This is a genomic window from Nocardia sp. NPDC059195, from assembly GCF_042754695.1.
GTDB lineage: Bacteria > Actinomycetota > Actinomycetes > Mycobacteriales > Mycobacteriaceae > Nocardia.
The window spans coordinates 37,447-58,045 of sequence record NZ_JBHZBG010000018.1 but is presented as its reverse complement, the minus strand read 5'-3'; the positions used below and the strand labels follow the sequence as shown (position 1 = coordinate 58,045).

The 20,599-nt window shown below is 67.0% G+C and carries 17 protein-coding genes and 1 tRNA gene; 4 read left to right on the top strand and 14 right to left on the bottom strand.

Features of this window, described 5'->3' with window-relative positions; translation table 11 throughout:
* Positions 1–15: 15 nt before the first annotated feature.
* Positions 16–3,927: a Pls/PosA family non-ribosomal peptide synthetase gene (locus tag ACFXKN_RS22110; protein WP_379433725.1), complete on the top strand. Its 3,912-nt coding sequence runs from the start codon at positions 16–18 to the stop codon at positions 3,925–3,927.
* On the top strand, positions 3,927–5,282 hold the full coding sequence (locus tag ACFXKN_RS22105; protein ID WP_379433724.1) for a M1 family metallopeptidase: 1,356 nt from the start codon (positions 3,927–3,929) through the stop codon (positions 5,280–5,282). The genes ACFXKN_RS22110 and ACFXKN_RS22105 overlap by 1 nt, the downstream gene beginning before the upstream one ends.
* On the opposite strand, the gene ACFXKN_RS22100 is transcribed toward ACFXKN_RS22105, so the two are convergent.
* Both ACFXKN_RS22100 and ACFXKN_RS22095 read right to left on the bottom strand, forming a co-directional pair.
* On the bottom strand, positions 5,267–5,452 hold the full coding sequence (locus tag ACFXKN_RS22100; protein WP_379433723.1) for a hypothetical protein: 186 nt from the start codon (positions 5,450–5,452) through the stop codon (positions 5,267–5,269). The two genes, ACFXKN_RS22105 and ACFXKN_RS22100, sit on opposite strands and share 16 nt — an antisense overlap.
* A gap of 38 nt (positions 5,453–5,490) precedes the next feature.
* A complete protein-coding gene (locus ACFXKN_RS22095) occupies positions 5,491–5,955 on the bottom strand; it encodes a DUF2752 domain-containing protein (protein ID WP_379433722.1) in 465 nt (154 codons plus the stop codon).
* A gap of 221 nt (positions 5,956–6,176) precedes the next feature.
* Here ACFXKN_RS22095 and ACFXKN_RS22090 point away from each other — a divergent pair, with 221 nt between their 5' ends.
* Positions 6,177–7,265 carry an alpha/beta fold hydrolase gene (locus ACFXKN_RS22090; RefSeq protein ID WP_379433721.1) on the top strand — a complete coding sequence of 363 codons (1,089 nt, stop codon included), beginning with the start codon at positions 6,177–6,179 and terminating at the stop codon, positions 7,263–7,265.
* A 95-nt stretch (positions 7,266–7,360) separates the two neighbouring features.
* On the opposite strand, the gene ACFXKN_RS22085 is transcribed toward ACFXKN_RS22090, so the two are convergent.
* The 8 genes from ACFXKN_RS22085 to ACFXKN_RS22050 all read right to left on the bottom strand — a co-directional run bounded on the left by ACFXKN_RS22085 (position 7,361) and on the right by ACFXKN_RS22050 (position 15,749).
* Complete coding sequence (locus tag ACFXKN_RS22085; RefSeq protein ID WP_379433720.1) at positions 7,361–8,734, bottom strand: alpha/beta hydrolase family protein; 1,374 nt, start codon at positions 8,732–8,734, stop codon at positions 7,361–7,363.
* A gap of 8 nt (positions 8,735–8,742) precedes the next feature.
* Positions 8,743–9,324 (bottom strand): ArsR/SmtB family transcription factor, encoded by a 582-nt coding sequence (locus tag ACFXKN_RS22080; RefSeq protein ID WP_379433719.1) that lies wholly within the window; start codon positions 9,322–9,324, stop codon positions 8,743–8,745.
* Positions 9,325–9,485: 161 nt separating this feature from the next.
* Positions 9,486–9,914 (bottom strand): hypothetical protein, encoded by a 429-nt coding sequence (locus ACFXKN_RS22075; RefSeq protein ID WP_379433718.1) that lies wholly within the window; start codon positions 9,912–9,914, stop codon positions 9,486–9,488.
* Between the two features lie 56 nt (positions 9,915–9,970).
* Complete coding sequence (locus tag ACFXKN_RS22070) at positions 9,971–10,654, bottom strand: DUF2637 domain-containing protein (protein WP_379433717.1); 684 nt, start codon at positions 10,652–10,654, stop codon at positions 9,971–9,973.
* 238 nt (positions 10,655–10,892) lie between these two features.
* A tRNA-Thr gene (locus tag ACFXKN_RS22065) sits at positions 10,893–10,965 on the bottom strand.
* Positions 10,966–11,067: 102 nt separating this feature from the next.
* Positions 11,068–12,267 carry a DNA polymerase III subunit delta' gene (locus tag ACFXKN_RS22060; protein WP_379433716.1) on the bottom strand — a complete coding sequence of 400 codons (1,200 nt, stop codon included), beginning with the start codon at positions 12,265–12,267 and terminating at the stop codon, positions 11,068–11,070.
* A 101-nt stretch (positions 12,268–12,368) separates the two neighbouring features.
* Entirely contained in the window at positions 12,369–15,305 is a 2,937-nt protein-coding gene (gene topA / locus ACFXKN_RS22055) for a type I DNA topoisomerase (RefSeq protein WP_379433715.1), read from the bottom strand.
* Positions 15,306–15,542: 237 nt separating this feature from the next.
* Complete coding sequence (locus ACFXKN_RS22050; protein WP_019044597.1) at positions 15,543–15,749, bottom strand: cold-shock protein; 207 nt, start codon at positions 15,747–15,749, stop codon at positions 15,543–15,545.
* 435 nt (positions 15,750–16,184) lie between these two features.
* Here ACFXKN_RS22050 and ACFXKN_RS22045 point away from each other — a divergent pair, with 435 nt between their 5' ends.
* Positions 16,185–18,575 carry a DEAD/DEAH box helicase gene (locus tag ACFXKN_RS22045; protein ID WP_379433714.1) on the top strand — a complete coding sequence of 797 codons (2,391 nt, stop codon included), beginning with the start codon at positions 16,185–16,187 and terminating at the stop codon, positions 18,573–18,575.
* A 291-nt stretch (positions 18,576–18,866) separates the two neighbouring features.
* Here ACFXKN_RS22045 and ACFXKN_RS22040 read toward each other — a convergent pair whose 3' ends face one another.
* From ACFXKN_RS22040 to ACFXKN_RS22025, 4 genes are all read right to left on the bottom strand, one after another.
* Positions 18,867–19,256 carry an Rv3654c family TadE-like protein gene (locus ACFXKN_RS22040; RefSeq protein ID WP_379433713.1) on the bottom strand — a complete coding sequence of 130 codons (390 nt, stop codon included), beginning with the start codon at positions 19,254–19,256 and terminating at the stop codon, positions 18,867–18,869.
* A 2-nt stretch (positions 19,257–19,258) separates the two neighbouring features.
* A complete protein-coding gene (locus tag ACFXKN_RS22035) occupies positions 19,259–19,567 on the bottom strand; it encodes a TadE family type IV pilus minor pilin (protein ID WP_379433712.1) in 309 nt (102 codons plus the stop codon).
* 41 nt (positions 19,568–19,608) lie between these two features.
* Positions 19,609–19,818 carry a DUF4244 domain-containing protein gene (locus ACFXKN_RS22030; protein WP_378961919.1) on the bottom strand — a complete coding sequence of 70 codons (210 nt, stop codon included), beginning with the start codon at positions 19,816–19,818 and terminating at the stop codon, positions 19,609–19,611.
* Positions 19,819–19,890: 72 nt separating this feature from the next.
* On the bottom strand, positions 19,891–20,511 hold the full coding sequence (locus ACFXKN_RS22025) for a type II secretion system F family protein (protein ID WP_379433766.1): 621 nt from the start codon (positions 20,509–20,511) through the stop codon (positions 19,891–19,893).
* Positions 20,512–20,599: the final 88 nt, after the last annotated feature.

The following is a 20,599-nucleotide window of genomic DNA, read 5'->3' as shown; positions in this document are numbered from 1 at the left end:
GGTGGACTGAGCACGATGCTCGAGCCACACACTGAGGTACCGGCGGTCCTTCGCGACCCACTGCTGCGCGCTGATCTCGCCGCGCCGCCGCGCACCCTGGTCGACATCCTGACCAGCACCGCCCTCGCGCATCCGGACGCACCGGCCATCGACGACGGCACCGTCGTGCTCGGCTACATGGAACTGATCGCCGCGATCGAGGCCAGGATGGCCGAGCTCGTCGAGGCGGGCGTGCGACCGGGCGACCGGGTCGGCGTACGGATGCCGTCGGGCTCCGCCGCGCTGTACGTGACGATTCTGGCCGTGCTCTACTGCGGCGCCGCCTATGTGCCCGTCGACGCCGACGACCCGGAGGAGCGAGCCAAGCTCGTCTTCGGCGAGGCGAGGGTGAGCGCGATCGCCACCGGCGACGGCATCGAGTCGGCCACCACGGCCGCGGGCGACCACGACTGGAACACCCTGCCCACCCCCGCCGACGACGCGTGGATCATCTTCACCTCCGGCTCCACCGGCACCCCCAAAGGTGTTGCGGTAACTCATCGCAACGCCGCCGCCTTCGTCGACGCCGAGGCCCGCCTTTTCCTGCGGAAGGCCCCGATCGGCCCCGGCGACCGCGTGCTGGCCGGGCTGTCGGTGGCCTTCGACGCCTCCTGCGAGGAAATGTGGCTGGCCTGGCGCAACGGCGCCTGCCTGGTCCCCGCCCCGCGCGACCTGGTGCGCACCGGCGCCGATCTCGGCCCGTGGCTGATGCGCCGCGAGATCAGCATCGTCTCCACGGTGCCGACGCTGGCCGCGACCTGGCCAGCCGAAGCGCTGGAATCGGTGCGGCTGTTGATCTTCGGCGGCGAGGCGGTGCCCCCGGAGCTGGCCGAACGGCTGGCGGGTGCCGACCGCGAAGTGTGGAACACCTACGGCCCCACCGAGGCAACTGTCGTCGCCTGCGCGGCGCTGCTCACCGGTGAGATGCCCGTTCGCATCGGACTGCCCCTCGACGGCTGGGATCTGACCGTCATCGACCCGCAGGGCAACCCGGTGGCCGAAGGCGAAACCGGCGAACTCGTGATCGGTGGCGTCGGCCTGGCCCGCTACCTCGATCCAGCCAAGGACGCCGAAAAGTACGCGCCGCTGCCAGCACTCGGTTGGGAACGCGCTTACCGCAGTGGCGATCTGGTGCGCAACGACTACCAGGGCCTGATCTTCCTCGGCCGCGCCGACGACCAGATCAAGATCGGCGGCCGTCGCATCGAACTCGGCGAGCTCGACAACGCGCTTCAGCACCTGCCCGGTGTCAGCGGCGCGGCTGCCGCGATCCGAACCACCAAGGCGGGCAACAAGATTCTCGTCGGCTACCTCACCGGCGCCGGTCCCGACTTCGACGTGAAGAAGGCCAGAGAGATTCTGGCCGAACAACTTCCGGCGCCCCTGGTGCCACGCCTGGCGATCGTCGCCGACCTGCCGACGCGCACCTCCGGCAAGGTCGACCGCGACGCACTGCCATGGCCGCTGCCGAGCACCGACGAACCCGCCGCGACCGGACTGTCGGGAACGGCGGCCTGGGTGGCGAGCCTGTGGGACGCGATCCTCGGCGCCGAGGCCACCGATCTCGATGCGGATTTCTTCGATCTGGGCGGCGGTTCGCTGTCGGCGGCGCAGCTCGTCGGTGCGTTGCGTGAGCGGTACCCGCACGTCACCGTCGCCGATCTCTACGACCACCCGCGCCTGGGTTCGCTGGTCGAGCTCCTGGACGGCAGCGCACCGGTGGCAGCCGTCGACGTACGTGTCGTGCGGCCGACACCGTTGCGCGCGCAGATCACCCAGGTGCTTGCCACGATTCCGCTGACCACCCTCACCGGATTGCAGTGGGTCACCTGGCTGACCGTCGTGTCCGGCATCGCGGGCTGGTCGGGCTCGCTGCCGTGGTTGCCGCGCCTGTCGTGGTGGTGGATTCTGCTGGCCTTCGTGCTGTTCATCTCGCCGATCGGCCGGATGACGATCTGTGTGGCCGGCGCCCGAATCCTGCTCGCCGGGTTGCGTCCCGGTTCCTACCCCCGTGGCTCGTCGGTGCACTTGCGGCTGTGGGCCGCCGTACGTCTGTCCGAAGCCAGCGGTGCCGAAAGTCTTTCCGGCGCACCGCTGATGGTCCCGTTCGCGCGGGCACTTGGCGCCAAGATCGGCAAGGGCGTCGACCTGCACAGCCTGCCCCCGGTCACCGGCATGCTCGAACTCGGCGACGGCGCCAGCGTCGAACCCGAAGTCGACCTGTCCGGCTACTGGGTCGACGGCGATATCGTGCACATCGGCGGCATCATCATCGGTGACGGCGCGGTGATCGGCGCCCGCTCGATCCTGTTGCCCGGTACCAAGATCGGCAAGAAGGCCGAGATCGCGCCGGGTTCCGCGGTATCGGGCAAGGTCCGCGGCGATCAGGAATGGGCAGGCTCGCCTGCCACCAAAACGGGTAAGGCACCGCGCCGCTGGCCCGACCACTCCCCCGAACGTGCCAGGCACTGGCTGGTCGTCTTCGGTCTGTCCTCGATGGTGCTGGCCGCGATGCCCGTGTTCGGCCTCGCCGTCGGCGGCACGTTCATCGCCTGGTGGGTCCGCGAGGAGACCACCATCGGCGCCGCCGCCCTGCGCGGTTTCGCCATCCTGCCGCTCGCCACGCTGCTCAGTCTCGGCGCGTATGCCGTGGCCACCGTGCTCGCGGTGCGCCTGCTCAGCATCGGTTTGCGCGAGGGCTACCACCCTGTGCGCAGCCGGACCGGCTGGCAGGTGTGGGCCACCGAACGCCTGCTCGACTCCGCTCGCACCTTCCTTTTCCCGCTCTACGCCAGCCTGCTCACCCCGGTCTGGCTGCGGCTGCTCGGCGCGAAGATCGGCAAGAACGTCGAGGCGTCGACCGTGCTGATGCTGCCCAAGTTCACCGTGATCTCCGACGGCGCGTTCCTGGCCGACGACACCATGATCGGCAGCTACGAACTCGGTGGCGGCTGGCTGCGCATCGGCGAATCCAAGGTGGGCAAGCGCGCCTTCCTCGGCAATTCGGGCATGACCGCGCCCGGTCGTCGCGTGCCGAAGAACGGCCTGGTCGCGGTGCTCTCGGCGGCGCCGAACAAGGCCAAGGCGGGCTCGTCCTGGCTGGGTAGCCCGCCGGTGCGGCTGCGTCGCGCGACCGAATCCAGCGACACCTCACGCACTTTCGATCCGCCGCTGCGGTTGAAGCTGGCCCGCGCCTTCGTGGAGACCTGCCGGTTGATCCCGGTGGTGGTGACCTTCGCCATCGGCCTCGGCGTGCTGCTCGTGCTCGCGCTGATCGCCGAGCACACCGATTACCTGGTCGCCGCGCTCGTCTCCGGACTGGTGCTGATGGCAGCCGGCGCGCTCGCCGGTGCCATCGCCGTGGCCGCCAAGTGGTTGATAGTCGGGCGAATTCGCGCGGTGGAGTATCCGCTGTGGAGCTCGTTCGTGTGGCGCAACGAGGTCTCCGACGCGTTCGTCGAGACCGTCGCGGCACCGTGGTTCGCGCGGGCCGCCACGGGTACTCCGGTGATGAATCTGTGGCTGCGCGGACTCGGTGCCACGATCGGCCGCGGGGTATGGTGCGAGTCCTACTGGCTACCGGAGGCGGACCTGGTGACACTCGGTGACGGCGCGACCGTGGAGCGCGGCTGCGTGGTGCAAACGCACCTGTTCCACGACCGCATCATGTCCATGGACACCGTGACACTCGACGCGGGCGCCACCCTCGGCCCGCACTGCGTCGCCCTGCCCGCCGCCCACATCGGGGCGGGCGCCACCATCGGACCGGCGTCGCTCGTGATGCGCGGCGACGTGGTTCCGCCGTCGACTCGCTGGTGGGGAAACCCCATCTCGCACTGGACCGATCCCGCCTCGACGCGGGAGTCGAGGCAGCGCGGAGCCGCCTGATGCGGAGCAAGTTCTACGAGGATCCCATCGATACGTACTTGCCGCAGAACGGCAATCGCGGCTATCGCGTGTCCCGCTACGAGCTGGAACTGAGCTACAAACCGGCCAGCAACCGGCTCGCCGGACGGGCGGTGGTCATCGCGATCACCACCGCGGTGCGGCCGTGGTTCACCCTCGACATGTCGCAGGCGCTGACGGTGTCGAAGGTGCTCGTGAGCGGGTTGAAGGCGGCGAAATTCGTCCATCAGCAGGGCAAGCTCGCGGTCACCCCACAGCAGAAGATCCCCGCCGGCGGCGTCCTCGAGCTCACCATCCATTACTCGGGCACCCCCAAACCCGTGCGCGGGCTGTGGGGCGAGGTCGGCTGGGAGGAGCTCACCGAGGGCGCGCTGGTCGCGAGCCAGCCCAACGGTGCCGCCTCCTGGTTCCCGTGCGACGACCACCCGAGTTCCAAAGCGACCTACCGGATCTCGATCACCACCGACAGCCCGTTCTATGCCGTGGCGAACGGCACCCTGGTCGGCAAACAAGCCAAGGCCAGCCAGACGACCTGGGTGTACGAGATGGCCGAGCCGATGGCGAGCTATCTGGCGACGATCCAGATCGGCAACTACCGCAAGTACCGGGTCGGCGCCGTCGGCGAACCGGTGCCGATGCACGCTGTCGTCCCGCCGCGGTTGCGGGTGAACTTCGACCACGACTTCGCGCGACAGCCCGAGATGATGGCGCTGTTCACCGAGAAGTTCGGGCCGTACCCGTTCGACGATTACACCGTGGTCGTCACCGATGACGAACTCGACATCCCGATCGAGGCGCAGGGCATGTCGATCTTCGGTGCCAACCATTGCGATGGCAAGCGTGGCGCGGAACGTCTTGTGGCACACGAACTCGCGCACCAGTGGTACGGCAACAGCCTCACCCTCGAGCAGTGGCGCGATATCTGGCTGCACGAAGGCTTCGCCTGTTACGCGGAGTGGATCTGGTCGGAAGCCTCCGGTGGACCGACCGCCGATCAGCTGGCTCGGGCCGCCCGCGCGAACCTGGCCCGTCAGCCGCAGGACATCGTCATCGGCGATCCCGGCCCCAAGGACATGTTCGACGACCGTGTCTACAAGCGCGGGGCGCTCACGCTACACACGCTGCGGCTGGAACTGCGCGATCACCTGTTCTTCGAACTGATCAGGGAATGGACCGCGCGCTACCGGCACTCCTCTGTAACCACTGAGGAGTTCGTCGACCTGGCCGGTCACTACAGCGTGGCGCCGTTGCGTGGGTTGTTCGCGATCTGGCTGGGGACCAAGCCGCTGCCGCAGCTACCGCCGCTGGGCGGACAAGCGAATCAGAACACCAGGTAGCGCTGGGCTAATTCCTCGACCAGCGGATCGTCGTCGGACACCATCTCCAGCGCCTCGAGGTCGGCGGCCACCGAGATAGCGCGGGCGTCGTCCTGCTCGGGATCGGGGCCGTCTTCGTCGAGTTGGCGCAACAGCTTCTGCCGGACCCGGTCCTTCAATGAATCGCCCATCTCTCCAGACTGCCTGGCGAACATCGCGCGCACCAGCATCAGACGGGGGTGAGCCAGGTGCCCCACGGCGTATTGCGCGCGACGGTATAGACGGCGAGTAGGCCGAAGAAGGACCACACGATCACCGGGCTGAGGCCGGGCAGGCGCCAACGTTGTCCGCGACGGGCGCGCACGATCCAGTCGATGACGAAGACCGCGAACAGGATGGTCAGCGGCAGGGCGAGCAGATTGCTGTGCAGCGAGTCGATGATGTTGCCGTCGGTGAGGTTGTGCATCGCGCGCATGCCGCCGCAGCCGGGGCAGTACACCCCGAACAGCGCGTATACCGGGCACAGACCGTAGGAGCCCTCGACGTGTGGGTCACGGAAATGCAGCAGGGCCAGCGTGCCGATGCCGAGACCGGCGGTGATCAGCGGTGGTGTCATCCGCTGCCAGGCCGAGCGGGCCGCACCCTGGTTCAGGTCCACGCCGGAAAACTCGGCCGTGACGTGCGTTTTGTCCACTCCCCTACGGTAGCGGCGGTCGATCGCCGCCGCCAGCGCACTGCGACCGATACCTGATCGTGCTCTTCGGGCCGTAATTATTCGTCCGTATTCGCCGATTTCACAGTGTGAGCACGGGCGGCGACCCTGTTCACAACAAGTGGGACACTCAGACCCGCTAACACTAGCTAGCGCCTCGGCTTGCACTGTACGGTGTCATACGACACAAAGGAGTGCCGACAATGCTTGCGAAGTCGATGATGACATTCGCGGCAGCGCGATCCATGGTCTCTCACCTCGAGACCGGCGCACTGACCGCCCAGTTCCGTGCCGGGCTGCGAACCCGCAGTTTCGCCACCGCGAAACTCAACGCCCCCACCGCCGAGCACCGGGTCGTCCCGGTGACCACCGCGGACGGCGCACAGCTGCGGGTCCACGTCTACGGTCCCGATACCGCCCCCACCCTGGTCCTCATCCATGGCTGGGCCTGCAGTATCGAATACTGGAACCCGCAGATCACCGCCTTCGCCGGCGAGTACCGCGTGGTCAGCTACGACCAGCGCGGCCACGGCGAATCCACTCTCGGCACCGCCGCCCCCAGCGAACACACCCTGGCCGACGACCTGTCCGCCGTCCTCGACGCGACGCTGCGTGGGGACGAGAAGGCCGTCCTGGCCGGGCACAGCATGGGCGGGCTCACCATCCAGGCCTGGGCCAAGCACCACCCCGAGCAGGTATCGCGGCGCGCGTCCGCCGTGCTGCTCGCCAACACCGCCAATGCCGCGATCCGCTGGGAAACCGACATGCTGCCGGTGCTGAACAAGCAGCTCACCGTCGCGCAGTACCCGGTCACCCTGCTCGGCGCGCCGGTGCGGATGCCGCAGCCGGTCAGCGAGTCGCTGCTGTTCGCGCCGCTGCCGATCCCCGGCGGCTGGCTCACCCAGCAGATTTTCCGCGGTCGCATTCTCACCCCCGAGGCCACTGCCGACGAGGTCGACTTCGCGATGGGCATCATCCGCTCCTGCCGTCCGGTCGCGCGTGGCCGCCACGCCGCCGCGATGGCCGACATGGATCTGTCGGCTGGCACCGCCAACCTGAATGTGCCGACCACCGTGATCGCCAGCGCCATGGATCGACTGCTCCCGCAGCGTCTTTCGCGCCCGATTGTCGACATCCTGCGCCGCACCGGTCATCTGGCCGATTTCCAGGTGCTGCCGCACGGTCACCTCAGCAATATCGAAGACACCGACGCCTTCGACGCCGTTTTGCACCAGATCCTGCGTAGCTCCTTGAACTCTCGGGCCACCCGCCGCAACGTCGCTGCCCGCTGACCCGAGTCAGTTCTCCTGAGACCGATCAACGGCGATCGGCTCAGGAGTAACCGCGAAGAAGGCCCTCGACCTCGTCGGGGGCCTTTCTCGTTGATTCAGAGGAGCAGCAAGCCCCAATACAGTGCCCAGAGCACGAAACCTGCTCCGCCACAGACCAAGAGGGCCCATCGAGCCCGGGCACCGGCGCTCGCGCCTGCCAGCGTGTGGCGAGCACGGGCGAGCACGAAACCGAGCGCCACCACCGCGCCGAGGGCGATCAGTTGCAGTGCCAGCCACGGCAGGGTGCGGCCGAACAGCAAGGGACCGAAAGAGGTCGCGCGGGTGGTGAGGATGTAGCCGAGCTGGACGACCGTGCCCACGATGCCGATCACCGTCGCGCACAACAGCACTCGCGCGGGCAGTCGATCCGGCAGTCGCCAGGACTTGACCATCCCGGTGAGCGTGTAGCCGCCCAGCGCCAGGATCATGCCGAACAGCAGGGTCAGTTGCACCGCGGTCGATTCCCACCAGGAAGCGGGAGCCAGTGCTCGCACCGGATGCGCTTGTGCCGCCGGCTGATCCGTTGCCGGAGGTGTCGCGGAGCCGGGAAGTGTGTTGACCCATTCGCCCATGAGCTCGGCGTATCCCGGCGCCAAGCCGGGAAGTTTGTCGAAGCCGTCGGTGGTCGGCTGTCCGCCATGCTGGGCGTTCGGGAGTGTGCGCAGCGTGTAGTTGGTTTTTCCGACCTGCTCGAAGGCGGCCTGGAAGCCGCGCAGGCTGTCACCGGGTGGGGTGAGGCGGTCCTGATCACCCCAGATCGCGAGGACCGGCTGCGCGATCCGGTTCAGCACCGGGATCGGGTCGTAGTCGGCCTGCGCGAACTGACCGGCGGCGACCAGCTGACGAATACCGTTGCGGGCCAGCGTATCGACCATCGAACCGCGCACGCCCGCCGCACCGAACCGAGTCTCGTTCGCCCAGGCCTGTTGCGCGGCGGGCGCGACCGAATTCGCACCGATCGTGATCAGGAAAGCGGCTTCGGCGGATCGCGACGCAGCCAGGGGCGCAACCCATCCGCCCTCCGACAGCCCCCACAGACCCACTTGCGCCGGGTCTACCTCGGGCCGATTCCGCAGTGCGGCGACACCGGCCAGCGCGTCGTCGGCCAGGAGGGAATAGTCGCGGTGCGAAGGCGTGTATCCCTCGGTGCGCTTGTCGTAGCGCAACGCGACGATGCCCGCACGGGCGAACGCCTCGGCGACGTATTCGTAGTGCTCGCCACTGCCATTGCCCGATCCGTGGACGAGCACGACGCCCGGCCTACCGGTCGCGCCTGCCGGGGCGTGCACAGTGCCGGTTGTGGTCGTGCCATCCGCGCGGGTGAAGGCGATCTCGACGGTCGTGGTGTGCTGCGCGTGCGCCGCCGGAAGTCCCGCGACGGCGGCGATCATGATGGTGAGCAGGATGATTCGTCGAAAGATCGAGAGCACGCCGAGTCCTAGTTTGCGGTGTTCGTGCGAGGTGCGGGAAAGGCGAGGAAGCGCGTCAGCACACGGCGGACGCCGGGACGATCCTGCGGGTGCGACTGCTGAAAACGCTTGAGCAGTGCCATGTAGTCCTCGAAGAACTCCTCGAGCTCGGCGGGCGTCGCGTAGATCGCGCCACGAGAGAAGGGCATCATGTCGGCCCACTCGCCCAGCTCGGCCCGCTCGGCCTGAAAACGCTGGAACATCTCGATATCGTCGGTGATGTGCTGCGCGACAAGCCCTTCCAGCAGCTCACGCATCTCCGGCGACTGCCCCTTGTCCAGCCGGTAGCGCAAATCCTTCGGCGGCGAACGCCACCACCGCTCCTTCCCCTTCGCCAGCTCCGGCGCCTCTTCGATGAAGCCGTGTTCGGCGAGTTGACGCAAGTGGTAACTGGTAGCGCCGGTGTTCTCACCCAGCCGAGCACCCAACGCCGTCGCGGTGGCAGGCCCGTTCTCGGCGAGCGCGCGCAGAATGCGCTGACGCAGGGGATGCGCGAGCGCGCGCAGCGCCGCCGGATCGGTGATCTCTCTGGGTGGTACCTCGTCGGCCATACTTGCACCGTACTCTTTGCACAGATATCTGTGCAAAGAACTTTATGCAACAAGGAGGCCCCCGCCGCTCACCGTTGCTGGTGACGATGGCCCGCCAGCTCCCAGCCCGGAAACATTCGGCCGAATGAAATATCTCCGGGCGGGCTGGTTTCGGTGGCAGGTCAGCCTATGCCGCTACCGTTCGTCGCTGGTTGCTCCACCATGCCCTCTGGCAGCCATTGGGTATGAGCGAGCGCTTCGAAAACGCAGATCAACAGCAACTTTCGGCCGCGTTGTCCGGCGCTGATCTCGGATTCGGGAGGCGATTCCTGGCCGCGCAGTCCGGTCACAGTACTGCGCCGCGGTCCGGGCTCGGACAACATCCAGAACAGTTCCGGCCCCATCAGAGTCGAGCGACCACCCGTCTCGATGAACCAGCGTCCAGAGTATTCGATCATCAGATCGGTGAAGGCTTCCGCATTACCGACCGCCTCGGTGAACTGCGTCATCGAACCAGATCGATCCAGATTGCTTTGGATGATCGAGGCCAATCGAAGTGCGAGTTCCCGAAACTGTTCCACGCCTTGGTCTTGCCACACGGTCATCGCCATTTTCTGCTCCATCGAGGGGTTTTGGGGTGACTGAGGTTGCCGAGCAGCATGCATTGTCAGAAATGCCCGCCGGTCGTGGCGAACTGGGGTCGATCGATCACGTCCACCGGCATGGGCCAGTGGTCCGCTCCGACGCCTGTGCGCTGCCGCCTGGCGAACACCGGCCCGTTGGTTTCGAGCGGGTAGAGCTTCGGCAGTTTCACTTCGGTGGGTTCGTCGGTCCGCGCCGGCTCCTTCACCTCGGCAGCACGTTCGGCCGAGTCCTGCCGACCGCGGGCCCAGAGCATCAGCGTGAGATGCACCGCGAACAGCATCGTCAGCGGCATGCCGGCGTAAATCGACATCGCGACCACGCCGCCGCCGATTTCGTTCGCGTACTGGATGTTCCCGGATACAGACACCAGGGTCGAGAACGCGAACAACATGGTCGCATACCACCAGCCCACGCTCCACTGCCGGAATGAGGCGGTGGCGATGATAGAAGCGACCACCAAACCGTCGATGGCGATCGGCACATTCGACGCGAGTTCAGGCGGCACCAGATTGCGTATCGAAAGATCATGCAGGGCAGCGAAAGACATTTGAAATGACTTGACGGCCACCACTCCCGTAACTAGTAGGGACGCATGCGCCAGCCGGGGTCTGAACGAACTCAACCGGCTGATCTTGTGCAGAATCCCGCGCGACGGAGCCTGTCGCACATCATCATCCGCAGGTAAAGCAGGTGTGATCGTGGTCATAGCCGGAGAGAATACTGTGGCTGATCTCTGACTCCGTCGCCGCCCAGTCCTAAGAACTCCTGTCGAGTTCTGTTGCGGGTGCCGTCACCGCGAGATGGGCGGCCAATAGCTCGAAACCGCCTTCGGCCAGCGGCGATGTCTTGACTCGTTCGTACAACACTGCGGCCGGATCGGGTTCGACAGCAGACCCTGAACGAACAGAAGCCCTCCCCGGTTATCCGGCGAGGGCTTCTGAGGGAGCCGCCTGCGAGAATCGAACTCGCGACCTTTTCATTACGAGTGAAATGCTCTACCGACTGAGCTAAGGCGGCGTACCTTTCGGCGGTGCGAGTCTATCGCCTCTGGGTCGGAACGCGAAAACAGCAGGTCATCGGGGGCGATCGGCACCGGCGAAGGCCGAAACCGACGGATGGTCAGGTGGTGCGGGCGGTGATGAGGGTGGCAACCATGGCGGCTACGGCGAAGCGGGGTTTCACGTTGAGGTCGAGGGCCTCGCGGCAGGCAAGGACGGCGTCGATGCTGCGGAGGAGGCCTTCGGGGCGGACGTTTGTGGCGAGGTCGGTGATCTCGCCTGCCATGTCGGGGTGGGTGAGGGTGATGGGGGTGCCGCGGCCTGCGAAGCGCATGGCAAGAGCGTCGCGGTACATGCCTGCGATATCGATGAGGGCGCGGTCGAGTGCGTCGCGGCCGGTGCGGGTGGCGCGGGATTTCTGGCGGCGTTCGAGGTCTTTGAGGACACCGGCCGAACCGCGGGTGGCCGAGGCGGAGCCCTTTCCGGTGCCGCCCGCGCCGAGGGCGGTGGCGAGTTCGTCGCGTTCGCGGTCGTCGCGGTCGGCGCTCATCAGTTTGGCTTCGTCGTCGGCGGATTTCACCAGCTCGTCGGCGGCGGTGTAGGCGGCGCCGGGGCGTTCGGTCGCGGTGACCAGGGCGAGGGCGCGCTTGCGTCGTTGGCGGGCGTCTTCGTCGGTGGCGAGGCGGCGGGCGCGGCCGACGTGGCCGCCGCTGACCGAGGCCGCCCAGTCGGCGGTTTTCGCGTCGAGCTGATCGCGCTCGCGCAACACCTGTGCGATAGCGGGGACGGTCGGGGTCACGAGGTGCACGTGTCTGCAGCGCGAGCGCAGGGTGACGGAGATGTCCTCGGGGTCGACGGTCGGCGCGCACAGCAGGAAGACGGTGCGGTCCGGTGGTTCTTCGACCACCTTGAGCAGGGCATTGGCAGCGCCTTCGGTGAGGCGGTCGGCGTCTTCGACGACCACGACCTGCCAGCGACCGGTACTCGGGCGACGGGCCGCGATCTGCACGATCGCCCGCATCTCCTTGGTGCTGATGCTCAGCCCCTCGGGGATGATGCGCCGCACGTCACCGTGGGTACCGGCCATCGTCGTGGTGCAGGCGTGACATGTCCCGCAGCCGACGATGTCGGGATCGGTGCACTGTAGTGCCGCCGCGAAACACAGCGCCGCGACAGACCTCCCCGAACCGGGCGGCCCGGTGAACAGCCACGAATGCGTCATCGCCCCGGTGACCACACCGGCCCGCGCCGCCTTCGCGGCAGCGGCCAGCTCGGTCTCGACCACGTCCTGGCCGACCAGTCGATCGAAGACACCTGCCACGCGCTACACCCTAGCCGCGCGGTCCGACAGGGTTACCGGACGGCGGACGCGACATCCCTGACCCCCGCTTCGAGATAACGGGTGCCGACACCGCAAAGCGGTCAATCCTGTTCTGTCCCAGTGGATTTCGCCGGAGCCTTCTTGGCCGGAGCCTTTTTGGCTGCGGTCTTCTTCGCGGTCGTCTTCTTGGCCGCGGTCTTGGTGGCCGTCTTCGTCGCGGTCGACTTCGCCGCCGTCTTCTTGGCGGGCGCCTTCTTGGCCGCCTTCTTCGCGGTCGTCTTCTTCGCCGCCTTCTTCACCGGACCACGCGCCCGGCGATCGGCAAGCAGTTCGGAGGCGCGCTCGTCGGTGATCGACTCGACCTCGTCGCCCTTGCGCAGGCTGGCGTTGGTCTCACCGTCGGTGACGTACGGGCCGAAGCGGCCGTCCTTGATCACCATCGGCTTGTCCGTGGCGGAGTCGTTGCCCAGCTCACGCAGCGGTGCCGCGGCCGAGGCCTGACGTCCGCGACGCTTGGGCTCGGCATAGAGCTTCAGCGCCTCCTCGAGGGTGACCGAGAACAGCTGATCCTCGGTCGCCAGCGAGCGAGAGTCGGTGCCCTTCTTCAGATACGGGCCGTAGCGGCCGTTCTGCGCGGTGATCTCCTCGCCCGAGGTGGGGTCGTTGCCGACCACGCGGGGCAGCGAGAGCAGCATCAGCGCGTCGTCGAGGGTGATCTCGGCGAGGTCCATCGACTTGAACAGCGAACCGGTGCGCGGCTTGACCTCCGCGGCCTTCTTGGTCTTCTTCGCCGGCGCCGCGTCCGGGTCGGGCGCGGGCGGTTCCGGCAGTACTTCGGTGACGTACGGGCCGAAACGTCCTTCCTTGGCGACGATTTCGTTCCCCGATACCGGGTCGACGCCGAGCGAACGACCCTCCTGCGGCGTCGAGAACAGCTTCTCGGCGACCTCGGGCGTCAGCTCGTCCGGCGGCAGATCGTCGGGCAGGTTCGCCCGCTGCGAGATCCGATCCCCTTCGGGGTCATCAGGATTGATGACCATCCGCTCGAGATAGGGACCGAACCGGCCGACGCGGACCACGACATCGCGGCCCTCTTCGTCGACGAACATCTTGATCGAGTTCACTTCGCGCGCGTCGATGTCGTCGAGCTGCACGGAGACCATGTTCTTGAGGCCGCCCGAACGCGCGACCGAACCCTCGGCACCGTGATCGCCACCGAAGTAGAAGCTGGACAACCAGTTTCCACGCTGCTCGCGCCCACCGGCGATCGCGTCGAGGTCGTCCTCCATCGCGGCGGTGAAGTCGAAGTCGACGAGTCGGCCGAAGTAGGCCTCGAGCAGACCGATCACCGCGAACGCCACCCAGGCCGGAGCCAGCGCGCTGCCGCGTTTGTAGACGTACCCACGATCGAGGATCGTCTTGATGATCGAGGAGTAGGTCGACGGACGGCCGATGCCGAGGTCTTCCAGCGTCTTGATCAGCGAGGCTTCGGTGTAGCGAGCGGGCGGGTTGGTGCTGTGGCCGTCGGGAGTGAGCTCGACGGCGGTGACGCTCTGGCCCTCTTCCAATGCGGGCAAACGAGATTCGGCGTCGTCGGACTGGCCGCCCGCCTCCTCGTCCACACTCTCGACATAGGCCTTGAGGAACCCGGCGAAGGTGATGGTGCGACCCGAGGACGAGAACACGCACTCCTCGCCGGTCCCCGCGGTGCCAGTGATGCGCAAGGTCAGCGTGGTGCCGCGCGCGTCGACCATCTGCGAGGCGACCGTGCGCTGCCAGATCATCTCGTAGAGCTTGAACTCGTCGTTGTCGACCTTCGAGGCCAGCTGGCCGGGGGTCATGAACGTGTCACCCGAGGGACGGATCGCCTCGTGTGCCTCCTGCGCGTTCTTGACCTTGCGGGTGTACTGGCGCGGCGAGGGCGAGACGTACTCCGCGCCGTAGAGCTGGGTCGCCTGCGAGCGAGCCGCCGCGATGGCCGACTCCGACAGCGTCGTGGAGTCGGTACGCATGTAGGTGATGTAGCCGTTTTCGTACAGCCGCTGCGCGACCCGCATCGTGCGCTCGGAGGTGAACCGCAGCTTGCGGCCCGCTTCCTGCTGCAACGTGGAAGTCATGAACGGCGGATACGGCTTGCGCGTGTACGGCTTGGCCTCAGCCGAGCTCACCTCGAGGGCAGCACCGTCGAGCGCCTCGGCCAGCCTGCGGGCGTAGGCCTCGTCGAGCACGACGACACCGGTGGCCGACTTGAGCTGACCGTCGGAACCGAAGTCACGACCGGAGGCGACCCGGTCGCCCTGAACCTGCACAAGGCGCGCGCCGAACGTGCGCGGGTTGGTCGAATCGGACTTCTCGTCGGGACCGGCGTCGAGCTTGGCGGCGATATCCCAGTACCCGGCGGAGCGGAACGCGATGCGCTCACGCTCACGCTGCACGATCACTCGAGTGGCAACGGACTGCACGCGACCGGCGGACAGCCGCGGCATCACCTTCTTCCACAGGACCGGGGAGACTTCGTAGCCGTAGAGGCGGTCCAGGATGCGGCGGGTTTCCTGCGCGTCGACCAGGTCGTTATCGAGCTCGCGCGTGTCGGCGGCGGCCGCGAGGATGGCGGGCTCGGTGATCTCGTGGAAGACCATCCGGCGAACCGGGACCTTCGGCTTGAGTGTTTCGAGCAGGTGCCAGGCGATGGCCTCGCCCTCGCGGTCGGGGTCGGTGGCGAGGTAGAGCTCGTCGGCGTCGGCCAGCAAGCTCTTGAGCTCGGCGACCTTGGCCTTCTTATCCGGGTTCACCACATAGATCGGCTCGAAGTCGTGATCGACGTCGACACCGAGGCGCGCCCACGACTGCCCCTTGTATTTGGCAGGCACGTCGGCGGCACCGCGCGGCAAGTCGCGGATGTGGCCCACCGAGGCCTCGACGGTGTAGTTACGGCCCAGATAGGGCGCGATCTTGCGGGCCTTCGTCGGCGACTCGACGATCACGAGACGACGCAGGGGTCGGCCCTGGTCGGCTGAACTGCGGTCTCGTGTTGCCACCGGCGAACACCTTCCTTCTTGATCCGCGCGTCGGGAGGTCCGCTCGGTGCGCGGCTGGGGCTGACAGTGATGTTCGGACATCACCATCAGTGACGTTTATACCCTGCGCACTGGGGGTAGAGGCATTTGCGGCGGTAGCCGTCGCGGGCGCTGTCCTGGGCGATGCTACCCGGAAATGACTCATCCCCCTCCTCCGCATGCGGAGGAGGGGGATGAGGCGTTGTTGTGTTTCGCAGCTCAGGAGAGCGCGCGAACGCCGGTAGCCTGGGGGCCCTTGGTGCCCTGGCCGACCTCGAATTCGACCTTCTGGTTTTCCTCGAGGGTACGGAAGCCCGTGCCCTGGATCTCCGAGTAGTGGACGAAGACGTCAGCTGAGCCGTCCTCGGGCGCGATGAAGCCGAACCCCTTCTCCGCGTTGAACCACTTCACAGTTCCCTGTGCCATTCTGTTTCCTTCTCTTTCTACCGGAAACGGCGGACAACTGGGTTCGTCCACCGGGCCCGTTCCGACCGCTGTACCGTTGGTCCCCCTGCAAGGAAATCCTGAGCACGGCGTTCGCAACAACGATCCTGCTGATGGTTTGGACCTTGGATCCGTCCCTCGAACACAGAAGCTTGCGACCGAGACCCAGTGAACCATGTCTCTGCGCAATTCGACAGTCGAGTTACCGACTATTTGCAAAATTCATGATCTTGCGAATGTGCAGGTAAGGGACAGATTGGGTGTATCCGTACTTTCGGTCTGTTTGCTTCTAGATAACCGAGTGAGCTTCTAGCAAACTTGCTGTGACCCAGATCGCTACTGGGTTACGAAATCCCAGGTAGTGGTTGGCGCACACACACGTTTCACACTTCTCGTGTCGCGTGAGAGGAGGACTGGATGAATCCGACAGACCGGACCGGGGTCCGAGAGCACGAAACGAGCGAGAGCTACGGGCGATCGTTGCTGAATCGTGTCCTGACCGAAGCGGCTGTCGGCGGCAACCCACTGACCCATGTGGCGGAGCTGCCCGCACAGCGCGCGAGCACCACCGCATGGCCGGAATGGGTGCCATCGGAGCTGGTCACAGCCCTGGATGCGCAGGGGATCGAGCTGCCGTGGGAACACCAGACCCGCACAGCCGATCTCGCGGCGACCGGGAACCACGTGGTGGTGAGCACGGGAACCGCATCAGGGAAATCGCTCGGATACCAGTTGCCGGTGCTCACCGCGCTGCACTACGACCCGCGCGCCACCGCGCTATACCTCTCCCCTACCAAGGCGCTCGGTGCCGATCAGCTGCGCGCCGTCGGCAGCCTGATCCATGACAATCCGCTGCGGGAGGCGCATCCGGCGAGCTATGACGGCGATACTCCCGCCGAGGTCAGGCAGTGGGTGCGGGCCAACGCACGCTGGATCTTCACCAATCCCGACATGCTGCACGTCGGGATTCTGCGCTCGCATCAGCGCTGGGCGCGGGTGCTGCGCAACCTGCGATATGTGGTCGTCGACGAATGCCACGCATATAGAGGAGTGTTCGGTTCGCATGTCGCGCTGGTGCTGCGCAGGCTGCGCAGGCTCGCGCGGTTCTACGGCGCCGATCCGGTGTTCATCCTGTGCTCGGCCACCAGTGCCGATCCGGCCGCGTCGGCGAGCAGGCTGATCGGGGCGCCGGTTGTCGCCGTCACCGAGGACGGCTCACCGCGCGGCGCCCGCACTGTCGCGCTGTGGGAACCGCCGCTGAGTGCGATGCAGACCGGGGAGAACGGGGCGCCGGTGCGACGCACCGCTACCAGCGAGGCGGCCAAGATCATGGCGGCCCTGGTCACCGAGGGCGCCAGGACACTCACCTTCGTTCGCTCGCGGCGCGGCGCTGAACTGATCGCACTGGATGCCCGGCGCGTCCTCGCTGAAACCGCCCCTGAACTGCAGGAACGGGTTGCCGCCTATCGGGCGGGATATCTGGCCGAGGACCGGCGCGAGCTCGAGCAGTCGCTGTCGCAGGGGACATTGCTCGGCGCGGCCAGTACCAACGCCCTCGAACTCGGTGTCGACATCGCGGGCCTCGATGCCGTGGTCATCGCCGGTTTTCCCGGGACGGTCGCCTCGTTCTGGCAGCAGGCAGGGCGGGCGGGCAGGCGGTTGCAGGGTTCGCTGGTGGTACTCGTGGCTACCGACGACCCGCTCGACACCTACCTGGTGCATCACCCGGAAGCGCTGCTCGACCGGCCGATCGAGGCCACCATCACCGACCCCTACAACCCCTATATCCTCGGCCCCCAACTGCTGTGCGCCGCGATGGAACTGCCGCTCACCGAGATCGAGGTGAGCGAGCTCAGGGCCGATGAAGTACTTGCCGACCTGGCCGAACAGGGCTTGATCCGGCGCAGGCCGAGCACCCGTGGCTCGGGCGCTCGATGGCATGTCACCGCGCACACCCACCCGCACGACGACGTGGATGTGCGCGGTGGGCTCGGCTCGCCGGTCGTGATCGTCGACGCCGAAACCGGACGACTGCTCGGCACCGCCGACGCGGGCCGGGCCCCGGCCACCCTGCACACCGGGGCTGTCCATCTGCACCAGGGCGAGACCTATCTCGTCGACGAACTCGACCTCGAGGGTGGTGTCGCGTTCGTCAACGAGGTGGATCCCGGCTTCACCACCAGCTCCCGGCAGATCACCTCGATCACCGTCGAAGGGGTTATCGAGGAGCGCGTGCTCGGCGCCGTCACCGCGGCATCCGCGCAGGTCGCGGTCACCAACCAGGTTGTCGGCTACCTGCGGACGCTGGTGACCGGTGAGGTGCTCGACCAGGTGGAGCTCGATCTGCCCGCACACACTCTCCACACCAAGGCTGTTCTGTATACCGTCACGCCCCACCTGCTCGCCGCCGCCGGCATCGCCGACGAACAGCTGCCCGGCGCATTGCACGCGGCCGAGCATGCGGCCATCGGCATGTTGCCCCTGGTCGCGGGCTGCGACCGGTGGGATATCGGTGGTGTCTCCATCGCCGAGCATCCCGATACGGGTGCGCCGACGGTGTTCGTCTACGACGGGCAGCCCGGCGGTGCCGGCTTCGCCGAACGCGGATACGCCCAGCTCACAGCCTGGCTGGCCGCCACATTGAGCGTGATCCGCAGCTGTGCCTGCCAGGACGGATGTCCCTCGTGTGTGCAGTCGCCCAAGTGCGGCAACGGCAACAACCCCCTGGACAAGGACGCCGCCGGACGCTTGCTGGCCGCCGTTCTCCGCGAGCTTCGGGCCCATGGTGACCAGCCCGCGGATTCGTGATGTCCGCGTGCGCGCCACGTGACCGCCGATACACCTCACTCAAAGAAATGCTGGTCACTCGTCCGAATTAGCGTTGACCAGCGGCGATATGTCCACGAACACTCGATGTCCGATTAAAAAGGACTACTTTTCTATTAACTGGCCCATAGCCAACTGGAACCGCCGGTACCGCCGCACGAATACTTTTCATTTTTTTCTTGGCGAGATCAAAGAATGCGCAAACGGGCTCGGCGCCGAATTCCGAATTGGCTCGGCACGGAACAACCACCGACCAGTGATAACACTTCCGCGTCACTCATTCTCTTCTACCGGACCGGCCCGTGCCGAAGCCCGCACAGTGCGCACGCCGAACACTCCCGCCGACACATTCGCCTCGATATCGACAACAACATCCCACTGGGCGACCACGCATCGCCGCACCCGAACCTCCATCCGCCGAGCAATCTCCCCGGCCTCCCCACATCCCGACTCCGCGCCCTCCGCCAATACCACCGCCGCGGCCAACGCCCCCAGATCAGCGGCACCCTGTGCCCGATGCCGAGCCACCACCACCCCACCCACTTGCCCCACCAACAACGTCAGACAGATCAACCCAGCCAACGCCACGCATACGAACACCGTCGCCCCGCCCGCATCCCCAGCCAGCCCACGCCACGCCGACCTGTCGCGCCTTGCCCTCACGGTCACACTCCCGGCTCGGTGACGGCTACGGCTTCGGCGCGAAGGCGCAGACCGGGGAGCAGTGGGGTGTTCGCGGCGACCGTGGCTACGACTCGATCTCCTTCGGTGCGAAGTTCGATGGTCGCGCCCGGTGGGGCGACGGTTTTGCCCGCGGCGATCGCCCGCGCAGTGTCACCGCGGGCGGCCAACCGGGCGGTCTCGCGGGCCGCGTCGGTGCAGCGGACCTGGGTGGATCCGGCAAGGAGGGCGCCGACGCACAGCGCTACAGCGCACACCAAGGCCGCGAGGGCGATGGCGGCCTCGACCGTCACCGCACCCGCATCGGCACCGAGAGTGCTTGTGTCGCAGTCGTTTACACGCTCGTGTTGAGCGCCTTGTCGATGATGCCGGTCAGCGCGTTGACAATGCTGTCCCCGGTGACGACCCCATAGAGCACTGCCCCGAAGGCCGCCGCGGCGATAGTGCCGATTGCGTATTCTGCCGTGGACATGCCGTCGTCGTCGATCAGCAGACGCGTGAATCGGGTGCGGGCCCCCGTGTATACCGCGTGGACGAACGTCATCGTGATCCCCTCTCTGGTTGCACCGCGCGGCTGCTCCGCCCGGTGAAGATTCGGTGGCCTCGTCGTGGCCGGTCACAGCAGGCCGCCCTCGCCGAGCACTCGGTCCGCCAGGCCGATGACGACCGGGACGATGCCGAGACAGACGAAAGCGGGCAGGAAGCACAGGCCGAGCGGGCCGCCGATCAGCACGCCCGCGCGTTCGGCGCGCGCGACGGCGGCGTCTTCCACGGCTTCGCGGCGCTGCGCGGCCAGTTCGCCGACCGCCGCTGCCAGCGAGGCGCCGGAGCGGGCCGAGCGGCGTGCCATCCTGGCCAGCGACTCCACCTCGTCGGCGCCGATCGACCCGACGGCATCCGCGGCCGCCCGCTCCCATGCCGTCGCCGGGTCGGCGCCCAGCGCGAGAAGGTCTGCGGCCCTGAGCAATGCGGCTCGAAGAACTGGCGGTGCTGTCGGCGCACTCGCGCGCGCGGCCGCGGCCATCGGTAGTCCCGCGCGTAGACAAGCGGCCAGCAGATCGAAGGCGGACGCAGACCCGAGCGGATCGACCTTCGCGGCGCCGCCCGTCGCTCCGGAGACACCAACTGCTGGCGGGCCGAGCGCACGTACTCGTCGGCTGACGGCAACCCGCCCGGGCAACAACACGATCGCCACCGCGGCGAGCAACAACGCCGCCGGCGAAGCAGCGCCAACCATCCCCTGCACAGCAATCCCCTCCTCGAAGTTTGATCCACACCTGTCCACACCCGATCCGGGCCGACCCGCTGGGAAATTCGCGGTCAGC